The sequence below is a fragment of the Bosea sp. PAMC 26642 genome (assembly GCF_001562255.1).
Taxonomy (GTDB): Bacteria; Pseudomonadota; Alphaproteobacteria; order Rhizobiales; family Beijerinckiaceae; genus Allobosea.
On record NZ_CP014301.1, the window covers coordinates 3,324,558 to 3,341,703 of the forward strand.

Sequence of the window (17,146 nt, forward strand, 5' to 3'; positions counted from 1 at the left end):
CAATAGTGCCGCTGCCGTCACGCGATGGTATCCAACGCAATGGGAGCGGATCGGCGGCAAGGCGCTGAAACCTCTGCCCGACGATGCATTCATGCAGCCGGGCTTCACCACGCGCTATCGGCCGGGCATTCTCGTCCATGCCTACGTCGCCGCCTGCGGTGACATCAGTTCGCCTGACTTCGGCACTGGCCTGCTCGGCGCCGCCCGCGACCTCCAGATGCCCCTGTACAAGGTCGCCAGCACGAAATGCGCCGACCCTCGTCGACGCATCGATGGGCTCAACCGCGATCGGTATGGCGTCAGGCGTCAGCTAAAGGAGGGCTCCGTCTCGGATCTCGGGTTCAATACCTGGGCGCTGCAGCAGATCTCCCCCAATCGCAGTCCGCTCGCCGGAGCGCCGATCAAACTGGAAGCGCGTTCGATCAGCGTTATCCTGCCGGCGGGCCTTGAGAACCACCAGTTCGAGAAGCGCCTCCACGTCGCGATGAAGAACGCGAGCCTGAATTCCTGGCTGGCATCGCCGGCGGGCCAAACTCACTGCCGTATGCTGGGACTTGATCCGGGCAACCATCAGCGGTTCAGCGACTACCGCTTCGGCCAGCCGACCAGGCTCTCGCCAAGCGACGAGATCTACATCTTCCGTCCTATCGGCGAGGACGCCGATCGCCTGCTGATGATCATCGAGACAATCATTCAACAGTGGGTCATCGGCACGGCTCCCAGAGCTCCAACGAACTGGACGAGCCGAAGCCAGCATGCTGCTCGGCGGTCTGGAGCGTTCGCCCATCCGATCTAAAAACCCGTCTTCGCTCGGGCTGAGCCCGTTGCGATGGCGCAGGAGCGCCCATTCGAAATCGTGCGTCCGCTGCGTCCGCGAAAGTTCCCAGACTCGGCCCTGTCGCGGTTCTGCGTCGTGGGCCAACCTCGTCGCCGAACGGCAACATGCCGCCTGGAGATGACGGGAGACTTCAATGCAGGGCGAGATAACTCCCAGGCGCGCCACCACCCTCCAAATCTGCGCGGCTTTTGGGCCTCATGCCCGCATCATGCCGCTGATGCAGTCTTACGCATCTTCAACCCCGTTCAGCGGACCTGCGACAATTTTCCTTCCTCGCACCGGCCGCGCGATGCTCAATACAGTGCTGGGGAGAGACTGCGCGCATCATGTCGTCATTATTGACGGACGTAACCTCGGCACGAATGGCATCGTCGGCCCGGAGGAGGCCGAAAGCGCGGCTAAAGGGAAGTGCCGCGCGCTCATCGTGTTTGGCAATGTCTATGGCGTTGGCAAGCTCGCCGACAAAAAACTCCCGATCCTTGCGTCGCAGAACTCCCCTCGGGTGCTGTCGGCAATCGGTGGACGGGTCGATACCGCCTATCTCGACTGCGACGCGGGCCTGATCACCAACGAATTCTACATCACGGGTGACGATGATGGCATCGTCGCGATCCGAACAGACAAGATGCAGGAACATTTCCCAGTGCCATAAGGGTGCAGCGAAAGCTCCGAACCGCGAGTTGACCTTACTGCCGTCCGTCGGGCAAAATTCAGAGAGTTGATTCGGCCATTTTAATTGGCCCGAACGCGATCAATCCGCGGTTATCGGAAAGTATTTATCTCGAGGTTTTCGTCGTTGGAAGTTCCCGAGTTCAGGCCGCTTGTTCCATTATTCGATGAGACACGGCGGCTCGACGACGGAACTGGCCTTATAGTTAACGTAAGCTGGTTATCCCGGAAAGTTCAAGCCGCTATACGCACTGGCGATGGCGCTGATTATGTGACGCGCAGGTTGGTGTGCGCCAAGGTGCTCCTCAAAGGCATCAGCGGTCCGATAGTCGATTCTTACATCGCGTACGCCGACCAGCTTAGTCGTGAGGACTGCGATGTTCCCCTGATCGTTGTCTTTGAAGGGAGGAGGCCTCCTGAAAGCGATGATCCATCAGAATATGAAATACTTGATGGCAAAGCGCGTGTCGTCCGGGCGCGAGGGCTGAATATCTTACTACCTGTCATTATGATCTCAAAAGCCAGAGCAAAGCTCTGGGGTGCCGCTCCTTGGGCAAGAAAGTTGGGTGAGCGCCTTGATGCCCCCCCTCATCGCATCACTGGCAAACACTTTCAGCGCTCGGGGCGGGCAACACTGCCTTTTGGCAGCAGGCCTGGCGATGCCATCATGCCCAAGAGGGTTTCACAGGCCAGGCTTTCCGGCTCCAAAGTGACCAATCCGTTCGCCTACACGATGGTTTTGTCGGACAGCGGGAAAGTACGTGCCGAGGCGCATAGACGGCTTGAAGTTGCGCGCAACAGCGGCGGCAAAAGTCGAAATTTGGCAACCGGTTTGGCCGATGCGTTTCCCGATCCGCAAAAATCGGGCCCTTCAACTCCGCGGCATCAGGAAATCTGCTTACAAATTCTCTTTTGCAAGCTCGTCGATTTTCTCCGCAAGGACGTAGCAGATCGCGACGGAAAAATATTCGATCAACTGACGCTGCTTCGGGATTGGTCTAGGACACAGCAAATCCGCGACCTTATGGCGATTTCGCTGCGATTGCCCGAGCCAAAGAGTAAAACAGATCGGGCCTATAGAAATTCGGAAGTAGCGGCTGAACTCGATAAATTGGCCATAGCGTCGCGCGCGGCCTTTCGCAACGCAGGTGCGTCATGGACAAAACCTCTATCCGAAAGGCTCCTGCTTTTCGGCGATGGTCTGACGCCGAGGCCAGTAGTCGATGCTGATAATCATAGCGCGTTACGTGAGCATGCTCTCAAATTGCTTTCATGGTCTTTCCTAGCATTGCTGCGCGCCAAACACTGGCGGCAAGGTGCAATCTCAATTGGCCGCCTCAATTCACACGGCGAATTCCACAAAGCGGATAAGTTAGACCCGACAAATGAGACCTGCGATTCAGCTAGGCTCGCGCACGAGGCGGTTGGCTCGGTCACATTTCAGGACCTCACGGATTTAGGCATCGAGCAACTTCTTATCCTTGCCATGCATGGGCGTTTTAACCCGTTCCTGATCTGGCACGATATGCGCTGGGCGGTGCCACTGGGGCATTGGATGATGGCGGTTGCCGATCTTGATGCCGATCGACCAAGCCATGTCACCGTCTGGATGGCGGAATTCTGCCTGGAGCAGCGGCGACGCAATTTCGGCGAAATCAACCATTTCTCCGGCCCTTCAACACTTGTAATGCATTGGCTGTACTGGATAGGCGCGAAATTCCCAGATTTTGCGGCCTCGATCGCCGAAATCTGCGAGCGTACCATTTCTGGTTTCCCGCATTTGTCTGGGCGGGCAATCCGATCCGTGACGCCTCAAGGCGGGGGGCCTTCATTGGTGTCTGAACCCGTCGCTCCCTGGGAAGACATGGCACTTCAGGCAACGCTTTTCGCCTGACCGGATCAGAAAAGTTCCCAGACTCGGGGGTATCGAACCGGCCGACCAGCATGATTCTGGAAGCCTCCATGACGGAGGTTTCTGTGGCCGTGCAACGCGACATTCGCGATAGTCGCTCTCTCGATCGATCGACCGAAGAGGGATTGTCGGCGCTGACGCAAGATCGTCTCGAGGCGGCCATGCTCTACCTCGCAGAATGCATCGTTGCGGCGGGGCCAGCCTACGCTCCATTCCTCCAGAAGCTCGAAGATGACCTCGCGACGATGATGGCAGGGCGCGATCCTATTTCTCGCGCTTACGCCATCATTGCCAAGGCTAAAGCGAAGCAGGGGGCTTGAAGGCAATCCGCTGCAGCCAGTTTCTTTTTTGAACCAGGCTAGGTCCATCGCCATATCGCGGCCTCTGGTATTTATGCCCCATCAACACCGCCATAACTTTCTCCGGCGCACCCACGGCGGTCAGCCGATCTTCGAAGGTATGCCTGAGCGAATACAGGGTGTGGTTTGGCGTCGGCCGAAGCTTCGCATTCGTCAGAAATTTGTTAACCAGCGCCGACAAGCCGGCATTCTTGTCACGATACCGCGGAAAGCCATTGGGCTGCAGCTTCATCGCAGCCAGGGCCGCTCCAACGAGGGGGATCTGCCGAAAGGACTGCGCCGTCTTCAGTTTGCGGCCATCGGGCCATATGTGGACGTAAGGAATCTGATGGTCCAGCACGATCGTATCGGCGGTCAAATTCACGGCCTCGGAGATTCTCAGACCGGTGTCGGCCATGAGATAGATGACGCGCCGCGCTTCCTCGTTCAGCTCGGCAAACGCACCATCTTCCAGGATTCGCGTCTGCACGAATTCGGCGGCGAAAGCGGAGCGCGACGCCGTCGTTTCCCCCTCGATCCGAAGCTCGCTAAAAAGCGGCGGAAGTTCAAGCCGGTGGTGCGTGTTGATGGTCCGGTACATCTTGTTGACCTGTCCGATCGACTTGTTGGCCGTACCAATCTCAATGCCTTCGTCCAGCACGCGCTCCTGCCACCACGCCTGAAAATCAAGCGCGTCGCCTCTGGTCAACTCGGACAGGGTCTTGTCGCCCACGACATCGAAGACGCTCTCGGCGGCGAGCCGTTTGGCGTTCCGCCAACGTCGCTTCTGTTCCTCAGACATGCCCGACAAGGATGCTCGCTGGATCCTCTCGTACTCCGTGAAAAGATCTTTCAATCGAAACGCTGGCTTCTCCACGAGGCCAAGCACAGCGTCCGCGGCTTTCGACTCGGGCGCCAGGCCGCGCGTCGTCACGGCTTCGACGCGCGCGACGATCTGGGACGTAGGGCGGGAGAGCAGTTCCCGTGCCGGGACGTAGTCGAACCCGAGCGCTCGAGCGAGATCTCGGGCTGCCTCATACCGTTCGCGGGCGTTATCGCTCTGACCGAGGTACAGAGCCTTCCAATAGGCTTGGTGCTCCGCGTCGATCTTCGCGACTGCGCGACGCGCGACGATGCCGCGAGGATCGTCGGCGATTCGCACCTTCGTCGTTTGCCGCACGATGACGCGTCGGTCGAGCGCAGCGAACGCCGTAGGGACCCTTCTGACATAATGCCAAAAGCCATCGCGCCGGCCGAGATAGTCGCGCATTTGTCGTCTCCGTAGGACGATAAGTTGCGCGCATTGTTACACGAAAATTCCCCGCGCAACCACCGGCACAGGAGAAATATAGCGATTTCAGCGATTTACGGGGATGGGGATGGCGGACAGGGAGGGATTTGAACCCCCGATACCCTTGCGGGTATGCCGCATTTCGAGTGCGGTGCATTCAACCACTCTGCCACCTGTCCGCGGTCGCCTTCGGTCGAAGCGCGCTGGTTACTACACGTGCGATGCGGCAGAGACAAGTCCGGTCTGGATGCATGCGCCAACTGCGGCCACATGACAGATTCGGCGCGATCGCACGATACCTGCGGAATCAACAGGACTGCCGGCGCTCCGCGAGGAGAAGCGATCGTCCGTAGTCATGGCCTGACCTTGGCGACTGCGTCGTCAGCGGCAAGTCACGCACGGCCGCAGCACTGTCTCCTGTGGTCTAGGCACCCTCGGTCTCGCCGGCCATCGCCTTGTCGAGCAGTCGCACGGTTTCTTCCAGGCCCTCTTTCACGCCAAGCACGAAATCCTTGCCGAAAGCGATGATCGTGTCGGGCGGGCTCCCTTTGAAGACGTAGACGGCGGTAACCAGCGCGGGATTGACGTAGACGGGCTTGCCGTCAGCAGGCGACGTGAACTTGCAGAGCTTCGGCATGGGATCACTTCCGCGCGCTTCGATGAGGTCAGCTATACGACAGACGCGTCACAGCGAACATGTTAGCCCCAGTCCTCACATCGTCCTCGTGCCGCGCATCCCATTTTTCCATGGCCTCGATCAGACCGATCAGTTCCGCCTCCTCGGGCGATCCCGGCTTCGCGCCGGCCAGTTCCTGGACGCGCAGGGATGCGCGCTCGTAGTCGTCCTCGCAGCGGACGATGGCTTTCACGGCCTCCATAGTCCTAATCCCTCTGCTGCTGGAGCGCCGGATGCCGGCGCGTCTCGTAATCCACCATCGCGGCGGTCAGTTCGAGGAACTCCACATCCTCGGCGCTATCCTCCGGCGGGTGTCCCAGATCGGCAAGTCGCGTCAGCGCGGCGCGATAATCCTCATCCGTCTCGATCGTCATTTGGCTACGGTCCCGATTGCTGGACGGAAGAACGCAGGCCGCCGCCAGTTGATCCCTGATCCTCCTCTGGATGTGAACGGCGGCGTCCGTTACCCGTCGTTCGACGAATTGAGTTCCTCGGGTCGCAGCCCCTCGTCGCCGCCGATATTCGCGACCTGCCGCAAGGCCTCGTTGATACGGTCCTGCCAGCCCGGGCCGCCGCTCTGGAAATGCTCCAGCACGGCTGTGTCGATCCGCAGTGAAACCATTTCCCGCGCGCCGGGCGGCGCCTTCGGCCTTTCGGCCGGCGCAGCCGGCTTGGGCACGGCGGGCTTGAACAGCGCCTCTGCCTTGTCGCGGGCGTTCACCGGCCGGCGCGGTCGATCGTTGTTCATGGAATCAGTCTCCGTTCGGGATCACGAAATGGTTCTAGCGCCAGGGCCACCAGCTTTTCGGCGCTGGCTCGGTGTCCGGCGCGACCGGCACTTCCGGGACGGACGCCGGAGCGTCGGCGGTGGCCGGCAGGGCAGCGGCAGACGGCGGCTGTTGTTGGACCTGCGCCTGGGGTGGCGCTGGCTGGAGATGCGGCTGAGGCGGCGATGGCAGCGGGGCGGGCTCGACGGCCTGGACCGGCCTTGCCGCTTCGGCCCTGGCGGCGGAGACCGTGTCCAGGCATTGCGCCATCTCCGGCGTTCCCCATTGGAACTTGCCGCACTGGCCCGGGTCCTGGGTGAGGTCCGGACCGCTTCGGCCGCCGGAGTTGCACCCCGCGAGAGCAAGGCACAGCACCGGCACGAGGACGACACGCTGCATTCATGGGTCTCCGGGCTGCCCTGCGGACCGTGTCTCGGTCGGACCTTAGCAGAGACAGTCCTTTCGTCTTGGAACAAGGTTTGCAAGTCCGACGTTCAGACCGCCGCATCACCCTTACTCGATGAGCAGCGCCATGGACGATGAACGCATCAAAAGAATTGCACGAGCCATGTGCCGGGCCGCAAGGCTCGATCCCGACAAACCGGCCGATGGCGCGCAATTGCGCAGGCTGGCGCTGGCTGAACCGCCGACGGACAGGGGCAATTCGCCCGCCTGGATCCTGTTTCGCCGGAATGCGGAGAGGTTCGCGGCGGCCCATCGCGAGATCGCGTCCGCGCTCTAGCCTCCGCGCACCATCCGCAGCGTTTCATATGCGGCGCGTCGAACCTGCGACTTCGATGGCAATCAGAGCCGCGCAGTCAACCCGACCTGTTCCGTGACAAGGCGCCGGACTGCCGGCGTGATACGGCCCTGCCCGTGCCAACACTTGCAGCCCAAGCGGCGCTGCCGTAACCGGAAAGCCCGCCGCCCAAGCCCCTCGAGCCATGGCCGTCCCGATCACCGAGCAATACGCCGCCCTCGTCCAGTCGGGTGCCATCGAGCGCGACCCGGCGCAGGTCGTGGTGGTGAAGCGCCTGGCGGATCTGGCCGAGACGCTGGCCGCGCGCCGGCTGGCGCACAAGAGCAGCGCGCTCGGCTGGCTGTTCGGGGCGAAGAAGAACAGCGCCGAAGTACCGAAGGGCCTCTACATCTGGGGTTCGGTCGGGCGCGGCAAGACCATGCTGATGGACCTGTTCTACGACGCTGCACCTGTGCCGAAGCGGCGCCGCGTGCATTTCCACGAATTCCTTGCCGATGTGCATGGCCGCATCCATGCCTATCGCCAGCGGCTCAAGGCGGGCGAAGTGAAGGAGCCGGATCCGATCGCGCCAGTCGCCGCGGAGATCGCGGAAGAGGCGAACCTGCTCTGCTTCGACGAATTCACCGTGACCGACATTGCCGACGCGATGATCCTGGGGCGGCTCTTCACGGCGCTGTTCGCGGCCGGCGTCGTCGTGGTCGCGACTTCCAATGTCGAGCCGTCGCGGCTCTATGAGGGCGGGCTCAACCGCTCGCTGTTCCTGCCCTTCATCGATCTTCTGGCCCAGAAGGTCGATGTCGTCAGGCTTGATGCCCGCACCGATTTCCGGCTGGAAAAACTCGGCGGCGCGCCGGTCTACCATGTGCCGGCGGATGCGGCGGCACATGGCGCGCTCGATCAGGCCTTCAGGCGGCTCGCCGGCGTCGCGCAGGGCTCGCCGGTCACCCTGTCGGTGAAAGGCCACGACCTCGTCATCCCGCAGGCCGCCAGTAGCGTGGCACGCGCGAGTTTCGCCGATCTGTGCAGCCAGGCCTATGGCGCATCCGACTACATCGCGCTGGCCCAACGCTTCCATACCCTTGTGCTCGACGACATCCCGGCGATGACGCCGGACCGGCGCAACGAGGCCAAGCGCTTCATCATCCTGATCGACACGCTCTACGAGCATCACGTCAAGCTGGTCGCATCGGCTGCGGCCGAGCCGCATGAACTCTATCTCGCCAGCCGGGGCCGCGAAGCCTTCGAGTTCGACCGCACGGTGTCCCGGCTGATCGAGATGCGCTCGCAGGACTATCTCGCTTTGCCGCATGGCCGCGCCGATTCGGCCGCCAGCGGCGACAGCGGCGGCCTGGTCGAGACCTGATCATGGCGACCCGCGAGCCGAGCGAGACCCGCATTCTCTCGGTCGCCAGCGAGCACCTTCGATTGCATGGGCTGAAGCGCTTCACCGTCGTGGCGGTGGCGCTGGAGGCCGGCATGACCCATGCCAACGTCTACCGCTACTTCCCGTCCAAGGCGGCCCTGATCGACGCCGTAGTCGATGTCTGGCTGAAGGCGGCCGAGCGACGTCTGGCCGACATCGCCGACGGCCCGGATCCCGCCGACGACAAGCTGGAGCGGCTGATCCTCGCTTTGGCCAAGGCCAATCGCGACCTGCTGACCGAGGATCCCCATCTCTTCGCTGCGCTGTCGCAGGCCGTGGCAAAGCGCCATGCGATCAGCCGGCGCAACCGGACACGTGTGCGGGCGCTCTTCGAACGCGTGATCGACGAGGGCATGGCATCGGGCGCCTTCGAACCGCGCGACCGCGACAGGGCGATCGCCTTCGTCATCGACGCCACCCACCGCTTCATCCATCCCGCCGCCCTGGCGCTCGAATCCGACGTGCCGCAGGCCTCGGTCGATGCCCGGCTCTCGACGCTGATCCGTGTCGCATTGCGGGTGCTAGGGACCGGCATCGTGTAAAAAATCTTGTGACAATTTACAATTTCTGTAAATTGACATTGCCCCTTTTCCCGCCATCCCGGCTGCCGCCAAGGCTAGGCTGGCCGACAAGCCTTTGAAATCGTTCGCGCGGAATAGTCACATCCGCTCTCGCCCACACATGGCAATCTAGTTTACCATGGCGCCCGGCAGGGTTGCGACGAAAGGCCTGTTTGGGTCAAAGGAACGCACGGTTTTGCCCGGCTCGCCGGCTTCTCGCAACGCTAAGAACAAGGACTAGGCTATGGCCCGCAAGAAGATCGCCCTCATCGGCGCCGGCCAGATCGGCGGCACGCTCGCCCATCTCGCCGGTTTGAAGGAACTCGGAGACATCGTGCTCTTCGACATCGCCGAGGGAATCCCGCAGGGCAAGGGCCTCGACATCGCCGAATCCGCGCCGGTCGATGGTTTCGACGCCAGCTACACCGGCACCCAGTCCTATGCCGACATCGCCGGGGCCGACGTGATCATCGTCACCGCCGGCGTGCCGCGCAAGCCCGGCATGAGCCGCGACGACCTGATCGGCATCAACCTCAAGGTGATGAAGGCCGTCGGCGAGGGCATCAAGGCCCACGCGCCGAACGCCTTCGTGATCTGCATCACCAACCCGCTCGACGCCATGGTCTGGGCGCTGCAGAAGTTCTCCGGCCTGAAGCCCAACATGATCTGCGGCATGGCCGGCGTGCTCGACAGCGCCCGCTTCCGCCACTTCCTCGCCGACGAGTTCAAGGTCTCGGTCAAGGACGTCTCGGCCTTCGTGCTCGGCGGTCATGGCGACGACATGGTGCCGCTGGTGCGCTACTCCGGCGTCGCCGGCATCCCGCTGCCCGACCTCGTCGCCATGGGCTGGACCACGCAGGCCAAGCTCGACGCCATCGTCGAGCGCACCCGCAAGGGCGGCGGCGAGATCGTCAACCTGCTCAAGACCGGCTCGGCCTTCTATGCGCCCGCCGCATCCGCCATCGCCATGGCCGAAAGCTATCTCAAGGACCAGAAGCGCGTTCTGCCCGCAGCGGCTGCGCTGACCGGCCAGTACGGCGTCAAGGACATCTTCGTCGGCGTGCCGGTCGTGATCGGTGCCGGCGGCATCGAGAAGGTCGTCGAGATCGCGCTCGACGGCGAGGAGAAGGCTATGCTCGAAAAGTCCGTCGCTTCGGTCGTGACGCTGATCGACGCCTGCAAGACCGTCGATTCGTCATTGGCGTGACATTCAGCGAATGGCGAATGGCGGGCAGAACGTCCGCTAGTACGCATTCGCCGCTCGCCATTCGCTATTCGCTTCCAAGGAACCTGAGCACATGAACATCCACGAATATCAGGGCAAGGCGGTCCTCAAGGAGTTCGGCGCGCCCGTCTCCGCCGGCTTTCCGGCGCTGACCGTCGCCGAGGCCGTCGAGGCCGCCAAGAAGCTGCCTGGCCCGCTTTATGTGGTGAAGAGCCAGATCCACGCCGGCGGACGCGGCAAGGGCAAGTTCAAGGAACTTGGTCCTGACGCGAAGGGCGGCGTGCGCCTCGCCAAGTCGGTCGAAGAGGTCGAGAGCCATGCCAAGGAAATGCTCGGCAACACGCTCGTGACCGCGCAGACCGGCGAGGCCGGCAAGCAGGTCAACCGCCTCTATATCGAGGACGGCTCCGACATCGAGAAGGAGTTCTACCTCTCGGCGCTGGTTGATCGCGAGACCTCGCGCGTCGCCTTCGTGGTTTCGACCGAGGGCGGCATGGACATCGAGGCCGTCGCCCATGACACGCCGGAGAAGATCGAGACCTTCTCGGTCGATCCCGCGACCGGCATCATGCCGCATCACGGCCGCAGCATGGCCCGCATCCTGGGCCTCTCGGGCGACCAGGCCAAGCAGGCCGGCACGGTTCTGGGCCAGATCTATACGGCGTTCGTGTCCAAGGACATGGACATGCTGGAGATCAACCCGCTGATCGTGACGACGCAGGGCCAGATCAAGTGTCTCGACGCCAAGATCTCGTTCGATTCCAACTCGCTCTACCGTCATCCCGAGATCCTCGCCCTGCGCGACACCACGGAAGAGGACGACAAGGAGATCGAGGCCTCGAAATACGACCTCGCCTATATCGCGCTCGATGGCACGATCGGCTGCATGGTCAACGGTGCCGGTCTCGCCATGGCGACGCTCGACATCATCCAGCTCTATGGCGAAAGCCCGGCGAACTTCCTCGATGTCGGCGGCGGCGCCACGGAAGAGAAGGTCACGGCGGCGTTCAAGATCATCACCGCCGATCCGAAGGTAAAGGGCATCCTGGTCAACATCTTCGGCGGCATCATGAAGTGCGACGTCATCGCGCGCGGCGTCATCGCCGCGGTGAAGGCGGTCGGACTCACAGTCCCGCTAGTGGTGCGTCTCGAAGGCACCAACGTCCAGGAAGGCAAGGACATCATCTCGTCCTCGGGCCTGAACGTGATTTCCGCCGACGATCTCGACGATGCCGCGCAGAAGATCGTGGCTGCGATCAAGAAGGCTTGAGGAGAAACCATGTCCATCCTGATCGACAAGAACACCAAGGTCATCTGCCAGGGTTTTACCGGCAAGAACGGCACCTTCCACTCCGAGCAGGCGATCGCCTATGGCACGCAGATGGTCGGCGGCACTTCGCCGGGCAAAGGTGGCGCGCTGCATCTCGGCCTGCCGGTCTTCGACACCGTCGCTGAAGCACGCGAGAAGACCGGCGCCACGGCGTCTGTCGTCTATGTACCGCCTCCGGGCGCGGCCGACGCGATCTGCGAGGCGATCGACGCCGAAATCCCGCTGATCATCTGCATCACCGAGGGCATCCCGGTGCTCGACATGGTGCGCGTCAAGCGCTCGCTCTCGGGCTCCAAGTCGCGGCTGATCGGGCCCAACTGCCCCGGTGTCGTGACGGCGGGCGAAAGCAAGATCGGCATCATGCCGGCCAACATCTTCAAGCCGGGTTCTGTCGGCATCGTCTCGCGCTCGGGCACTCTGACCTATGAGGCCGTCTTCCAGACCACCCGCGAGGGCCTGGGCCAGACCACGGCGGTCGGCATCGGCGGCGACCCGGTCAAGGGCACCGAGTTCATCGACATGCTCGAGATGTTCCTGGCCGACGAGAAGACGACCTCGATCGTGATGATCGGCGAGATCGGCGGCTCGGCCGAGGAGGACGCTGCGCAGTTCATCAGGGACGAGGCCAAGCGCGGCCGCTCCAAGCCGATGGTCGGCTTCATCGCCGGCCGTACCGCCCCTCCGGGCCGGCGAATGGGTCATGCGGGCGCGATCATCTCGGGTGGCAAGGGCGGCGCGGAAGACAAGATCGCGGCCATGGAAGCGGCCGGCATCCGGGTCTCGCCGTCGCCGGCGCGCCTTGGAAAGACCTTGGTGGACGTGTTGAAAGGCTGAGGGCTTCACGCGTCATGGTCGGCCTTGAGCCGACCATCTCGTGACGCGCTAGACTCCCGAAAAGATGCTCGGGTCGAGCCCGAGCATGACGCGCTAGGCAGGCAGGAAAAGGCAGAAACGATCATGGCTCGCCAGGACATCAACGAGGCTCTCGCGCAGACGGGTTTCCTCTATGGCGGCAATGCGGCCTATATCGAGGATCTCTACGCCCGCTACGAGGCCGATCCGAAATCGGTCGACGAGCAGTGGCAGGGCTTCTTCGCCGGGCTGAAGGACGAAGGCTCGGCCATCGTCCAGAATGCCAGGGGCGCGTCCTGGACCAAGCCGAACTGGCCCATTCATGCCAATGGCGAACTCGTCTCGGCGCTCGACGGCAACTGGAGCGTCGTCGAGAAGGTGATCAGCGACAAGCTCGGCGCCAAGGCCAAGGCGACGGGCGCCGCGATCAGCGCGTCGGACGTGCAGCAGGCGACGCGCGATTCGGTGCGCGCGATCATGCTGATCCGGGCCTACCGGATGCGCGGCCACCTTCACGCCAAGCTCGACCCGCTCAGCATCGAGACCGTCGACAATTCCGATGAGTTGTCGCCGGCCGCCTTCGGCTTCGGCGAAGCCGATCTCGACCGCAAGATCTTCATCGACAACGTGCTGGGCCTGGAATCCGCGACGATCCGCGAGATGACCGCGATCCTGCAGCGGACCTATTGCAACACCATCGGCATCGAGTTCATGCACATCTCCGATCCGGAGCAGAAGGCATGGCTGCAGGAGCGGATCGAGGGGCCCGACAAGGAAATCGCCTTCACCCGCGAGGGCAAGAAGGCGATCCTGAACAAGCTCGTCGAGGCCGAGGGCTTCGAGAAGTTCATCGACCTGAAATACACCGGCACCAAGCGCTTCGGCCTCGATGGCGGCGAGTCGCTGATTCCGGCGCTGGAGCAGATCATCAAGCGCGGCGGCGCGCTCGGCGTGCGCGACATCGTCTTCGGCATGGCCCATCGCGGCCGGCTCAACGTGCTGACCCAGGTGCTGGGCAAGCCGCATCGCGCGCTGTTCCACGAGTTCAAGGGCGGCTCCTTCGCCCCCGACGACGTCGAGGGCTCGGGCGACGTGAAGTACCATCTCGGTGCCTCGTCGGACCGCGAATTCGACGGCAACAACGTCCACGTCTCGCTGACGGCCAACCCGTCGCATCTGGAGATCGTCGATCCCGTCGTGCTGGGCAAGGTCCGCGCCAAGCAGGACCAGTTCGGCGACATCGTCGAGCGCTCAAAGGTGCTGCCGCTGCTGCTGCATGGCGACGCGGCCTTCGCCGGCCAGGGCGTCGTCGCGGAATGCCTCGGCCTGTCGGGGTTGAAGGGTCACCGCACCGGCGGCTCGATCCACTTCATCATCAACAACCAGATCGGTTTCACGACCTATCCGCGTTATTCGCGCTCCTCGCCCTATCCGTCGGACGTGGCGAAGATGGTCGAGGCCCCGGTCTTCCATGTCAACGGCGACGATCCCGAGGCTGTCGTCTTCGCCGCCAAGATCGCGATCGAGTTCCGGCAGAAATTCCACAAGCCGGTCGTCGTCGACATGTTCTGCTATCGCCGCTTCGGCCATAATGAGGGCGACGAGCCGGGTTTCACCCAGCCGCTGATGTACCGCAAGATCCGCGCCCACAAATCGACGCTGGAGCTGTACTCCGCCAAGCTCGAGGCCGAGGGCGTGATTCAAGCAGGCGAACTCGACGAGATGCGCGCGGCCTGGAAGGCCAGACTCGAAATCGAGTTCGAAGCCGGCCAGGCCTTCAAGCCGAACAAGGCCGACTGGCTCGACGGCCGCTGGGCCGGCATGAAGGCGATCCGTGCCGACGAGGACGATCCGCGTCGCGGCGCGACCGGTGTTCCCGCCGCCGTGCTCAAGGAAATCACCGAGAAGATCACGTCGGTTCCGCCGGGCTTCAACGTCCACAAGACGATCCAGCGCTTTCTCGACAACCGCCGCAAGGCGATCGAGACCGGCAAGGGCATCGACTGGGCCACCGCCGAGTCGCTGGCCTTCGGGTCGCTGCTGCTCGACGGCAACCCGGTCCGCCTGTCGGGCCAGGACAGTGAGCGCGGCACCTTCTCGCAGCGCCATTCGGTGCTGATCGACCAGGAAACCGAAGCGCGCCACACCTCGCTGAACCATATCCGCGAGGGCCAGTCGCGCTACGAGGTCATCAACTCGATGCTCTCGGAAGAGGCGGTGCTGGGCTTCGAATACGGCTACACCCTGTCGGAGCCCAACGCGCTGACCTGCTGGGAAGCGCAGTTCGGCGACTTCGCCAACGGCGCGCAGGTGCTGTTCGACCAGTTCATCTCGTCGGGCGAGCGCAAATGGCTGCGCATGTCGGGTCTGGTCTGCCTGTTGCCGCATGGCTATGAGGGCCAGGGCCCCGAGCACTCCTCGGCGCGCCTGGAGCGCTTCCTGCAGATGTGCGCGGAAGACAACATGCAGGTGGCGAACTGCTCGACGCCGGCAAGCTATTTCCACATCCTGCGCCGGCAGCTCAAGCGCGATTTCCGCAAGCCCCTGATCCTGATGACGCCGAAGTCGCTGCTGCGCCACAAGCGCTGCGTCTCCGATCTGGCCGACATTGCGGAGGGCTCGACCTTCCACCGCGTGCTGCATGACGACGCCGAGCGCGGCAGCTCCTCGACCAAGCTGGTCAAGGATTCCAAGATCCGTCGCGTCGTGCTGTGCTCGGGCAAGGTCTATTTCGACCTGCTGGAGGATCGCGAGAAGCGCGGCATCGACGACGTCTATCTGATGCGCGTCGAGCAGCTCTATCCCTTCCCGCTGAAGTCGCTGGCGCAGGAGCTGGCGCGCTTCAAGGGCGCCGACGTGGTCTGGTGCCAGGAGGAACCCAAGAACATGGGCTCCTGGACCTTCGTCGAGCCCTATCTCGAATGGGTGCTCGGCCATGCCGGCGTGAAGTCGAAGCGGGCGCGCTATGTCGGCCGCCCGGCCTCGGCTGCGACAGCGACCGGCCTGATGTCCAAGCACCTTGCCCAGCTCAACGCGTTCCTCGACGAGGCCTTTGCGGCCTGAACACCGCCGTCATCCCGGGCGATCGCAGATCGACCCGGGATCCATTCCTGACCTGTTCCGGAATGGATCCCGGCTCTCCGCTTCGCTCCGGCCGGGATGACGCTCACGAGATTTGAAGAAAAAAGAGGCCTGACATGGCGACCGAAATCCGCGTTCCCACCCTCGGCGAATCCGTCTCCGAGGCCACCATTGGCAAGTGGTTCAAAAAGACCGGCGACGCGGTGAAAGCCGACGAGCCTTTGGTCGAGCTCGAAACCGACAAGGTGACGCTCGAGGTCAACGCGCCGGCTGCCGGCGTGCTCGGCGAGATCGTCGCCAAGGAAGGCGACACTGTCGGCGTCAGCGCCCTGCTCGGCATGATCACGGCCGGCGACGGCAAGGCGGCCGCGGCTGCTCCGAAGGCCGAGGCGAAGAAGGCCGACACCGCCGTGGCCCAGGCCTCCGGCAAGGCCGGCGAAGCGAGCTCGGCCGCAGCCGAGAAGAAGACCGGCGAGGTTGCCGGCGACACCGAAATCAAGCCTGCGACCAAGGCCGCCGATTCAGGCCCGGCCGTGTCGCGGCTGGCCGCCGAGAGTGGCGTCGATCCCGCGACCGCCAACGCCTCGGGCAAGGATGGCCGCGTCACCAAGGGCGACATGCTGGCCGCGATCGCGACCGGCCCCGCCGTTGCGTCCTCGGTTCCTGCTCCGGCCGCTCCGGTTCAGGTCCGCGCGCCGTCGGCGCCCGACGACGCCTCGCGCGAAGAGCGCGTCAAGATGACCAAGCTGCGCCAGACCATCGCGCGCCGCCTGAAGGAAGCCCAGGCGACGGCCGCGATGCTGACCACCTTCAACGAGGTGGACATGTCGGCGGTGATGGCGCTGCGCAACCAGTACAAGGATGTGTTCGAGAAGAAGCACGGCGTGAAGCTCGGCTTCATGGGCTTCTTCGTGAAGGCCTGCGTGCAGGCGCTGAAGGAGATTCCCTCCGTCAATGCCGAGATCGACGGCACCGACATCGTCTACAAGAACTACTACCATGTCGCTGTCGCCGTCGGCACCGACAAGGGCCTCGTCGTGCCGGTGGTGCGCGATGCCGACCAGCTCTCCATCGCCGGCATCGAGAAGGCCATCGGCGCGCTCGGCAAGAAAGCCCGCGACGGCGCCCTCAAGATCGAGGACATGCAGGGCGGCACCTTCACCATCTCGAATGGCGGCGTCTACGGCTCGCTGATGTCGACGCCGATCCTGAACGCGCCGCAATCGGCGATCCTGGGCATGCACAAAATCCAGGAGCGCCCGATGGTCGTCGGCGGCCAGATCGTAGTGCGCCCGATGATGTATCTGGCTGTTTCCTACGACCACCGCATCATCGACGGCAAGGAAGCGGTGACATTCCTGGTGCGGATCAAGGAGGCGCTGGAGGATCCGGCGCGGCTTGTGCTGGATCTCTGAGGCCCAGCC

General features: G+C 63.2%; 18 protein-coding genes and 1 tRNA gene. 12 read left to right on the forward strand and 7 right to left on the reverse strand.

All coding sequences use genetic code 11. The features are described from left to right. Positions 1–91 precede the first annotated feature (91 nt). The 4 genes from AXW83_RS16020 to AXW83_RS16035 all read left to right on the forward strand — a co-directional run bounded on the left by AXW83_RS16020 (position 92) and on the right by AXW83_RS16035 (position 3,739). A complete protein-coding gene (locus AXW83_RS16020) occupies positions 92–796 on the forward strand; it encodes a hypothetical protein (protein ID WP_156640116.1) in 705 nt (234 codons plus the stop codon). Between the two features lie 175 nt (positions 797–971). Continuing rightward, positions 972–1,490: an RraA family protein gene (locus AXW83_RS16025; RefSeq protein WP_066615069.1), complete on the forward strand. Its 519-nt coding sequence runs from the start codon at positions 972–974 to the stop codon at positions 1,488–1,490. A 288-nt stretch (positions 1,491–1,778) separates the two neighbouring features. Next, positions 1,779–3,401 (forward strand): hypothetical protein, encoded by a 1,623-nt coding sequence (locus tag AXW83_RS27160; RefSeq protein WP_156640118.1) that lies wholly within the window; start codon positions 1,779–1,781, stop codon positions 3,399–3,401. Between the two features lie 68 nt (positions 3,402–3,469). Beyond that, positions 3,470–3,739 (forward strand): hypothetical protein, encoded by a 270-nt coding sequence (locus AXW83_RS16035; RefSeq protein WP_156640121.1) that lies wholly within the window; start codon positions 3,470–3,472, stop codon positions 3,737–3,739. On the opposite strand, the gene AXW83_RS16040 is transcribed toward AXW83_RS16035, so the two are convergent. The 7 genes from AXW83_RS16040 to AXW83_RS16065 form a co-directional block, all read right to left on the reverse strand. Further along, entirely contained in the window at positions 3,717–5,027 is a 1,311-nt protein-coding gene (locus tag AXW83_RS16040; RefSeq protein WP_066615072.1) for a tyrosine-type recombinase/integrase, read from the reverse strand. The genes AXW83_RS16035 and AXW83_RS16040 overlap by 23 nt on opposite strands. A gap of 110 nt (positions 5,028–5,137) precedes the next feature. Next, positions 5,138–5,227: transfer RNA gene (locus AXW83_RS16045), tRNA-Ser, on the reverse strand. A 245-nt stretch (positions 5,228–5,472) separates the two neighbouring features. Further along, entirely contained in the window at positions 5,473–5,685 is a 213-nt protein-coding gene (locus tag AXW83_RS16050; RefSeq protein WP_066615073.1) for a hypothetical protein, read from the reverse strand. A 28-nt stretch (positions 5,686–5,713) separates the two neighbouring features. After that, positions 5,714–5,917, reverse strand: coding sequence for a hypothetical protein (locus AXW83_RS16055; protein ID WP_156640123.1), 204 nt, complete (start codon positions 5,915–5,917; stop codon positions 5,714–5,716). 13 nt (positions 5,918–5,930) lie between these two features. Beyond that, entirely contained in the window at positions 5,931–6,098 is a 168-nt protein-coding gene (locus tag AXW83_RS27165; RefSeq protein ID WP_156640125.1) for a hypothetical protein, read from the reverse strand. Between the two features lie 89 nt (positions 6,099–6,187). Continuing rightward, positions 6,188–6,472 (reverse strand): BrnA antitoxin family protein, encoded by a 285-nt coding sequence (locus AXW83_RS16060; RefSeq protein ID WP_066615075.1) that lies wholly within the window; start codon positions 6,470–6,472, stop codon positions 6,188–6,190. A 34-nt stretch (positions 6,473–6,506) separates the two neighbouring features. Next, positions 6,507–6,890, reverse strand: a complete 384-nt coding sequence (locus AXW83_RS16065) for a hypothetical protein (RefSeq protein ID WP_066615076.1) — start codon at positions 6,888–6,890, stop codon at positions 6,507–6,509. Positions 6,891–7,023: 133 nt separating this feature from the next. Here AXW83_RS16065 and AXW83_RS27170 point away from each other — a divergent pair, with 133 nt between their 5' ends. From AXW83_RS27170 to odhB, 8 genes are all read left to right on the forward strand, one after another. Next, positions 7,024–7,233, forward strand: a complete 210-nt coding sequence (locus AXW83_RS27170) for a hypothetical protein (RefSeq protein WP_156640128.1) — start codon at positions 7,024–7,026, stop codon at positions 7,231–7,233. 202 nt (positions 7,234–7,435) lie between these two features. Next, positions 7,436–8,614 (forward strand): cell division protein ZapE, encoded by a 1,179-nt coding sequence (gene zapE, locus AXW83_RS16070; protein WP_066615077.1) that lies wholly within the window; start codon positions 7,436–7,438, stop codon positions 8,612–8,614. A gap of 2 nt (positions 8,615–8,616) precedes the next feature. Next, the gene (locus AXW83_RS16075) at positions 8,617–9,216 is read left to right on the forward strand and encodes a TetR/AcrR family transcriptional regulator (RefSeq protein ID WP_066615078.1); all 600 of its coding nucleotides are present in this window, start codon (positions 8,617–8,619) and stop codon (positions 9,214–9,216) included. 262 nt (positions 9,217–9,478) lie between these two features. Then, positions 9,479–10,441, forward strand: a complete 963-nt coding sequence (gene mdh / locus AXW83_RS16080; protein WP_066615079.1) for a malate dehydrogenase — start codon at positions 9,479–9,481, stop codon at positions 10,439–10,441. 91 nt (positions 10,442–10,532) lie between these two features. Continuing rightward, entirely contained in the window at positions 10,533–11,729 is a 1,197-nt protein-coding gene (sucC, locus tag AXW83_RS16085) for an ADP-forming succinate--CoA ligase subunit beta (RefSeq protein WP_066615080.1), read from the forward strand. A gap of 9 nt (positions 11,730–11,738) precedes the next feature. Next, positions 11,739–12,623, forward strand: a complete 885-nt coding sequence (sucD, locus tag AXW83_RS16090; RefSeq protein ID WP_066615081.1) for a succinate--CoA ligase subunit alpha — start codon at positions 11,739–11,741, stop codon at positions 12,621–12,623. Positions 12,624–12,746: 123 nt separating this feature from the next. Next, entirely contained in the window at positions 12,747–15,704 is a 2,958-nt protein-coding gene (locus AXW83_RS16095; RefSeq protein ID WP_066615082.1) for a 2-oxoglutarate dehydrogenase E1 component, read from the forward strand. Positions 15,705–15,838: 134 nt separating this feature from the next. Beyond that, positions 15,839–17,137: a 2-oxoglutarate dehydrogenase complex dihydrolipoyllysine-residue succinyltransferase gene (odhB, locus tag AXW83_RS16100; protein ID WP_066615083.1), complete on the forward strand. Its 1,299-nt coding sequence runs from the start codon at positions 15,839–15,841 to the stop codon at positions 17,135–17,137. Positions 17,138–17,146: the final 9 nt, after the last annotated feature.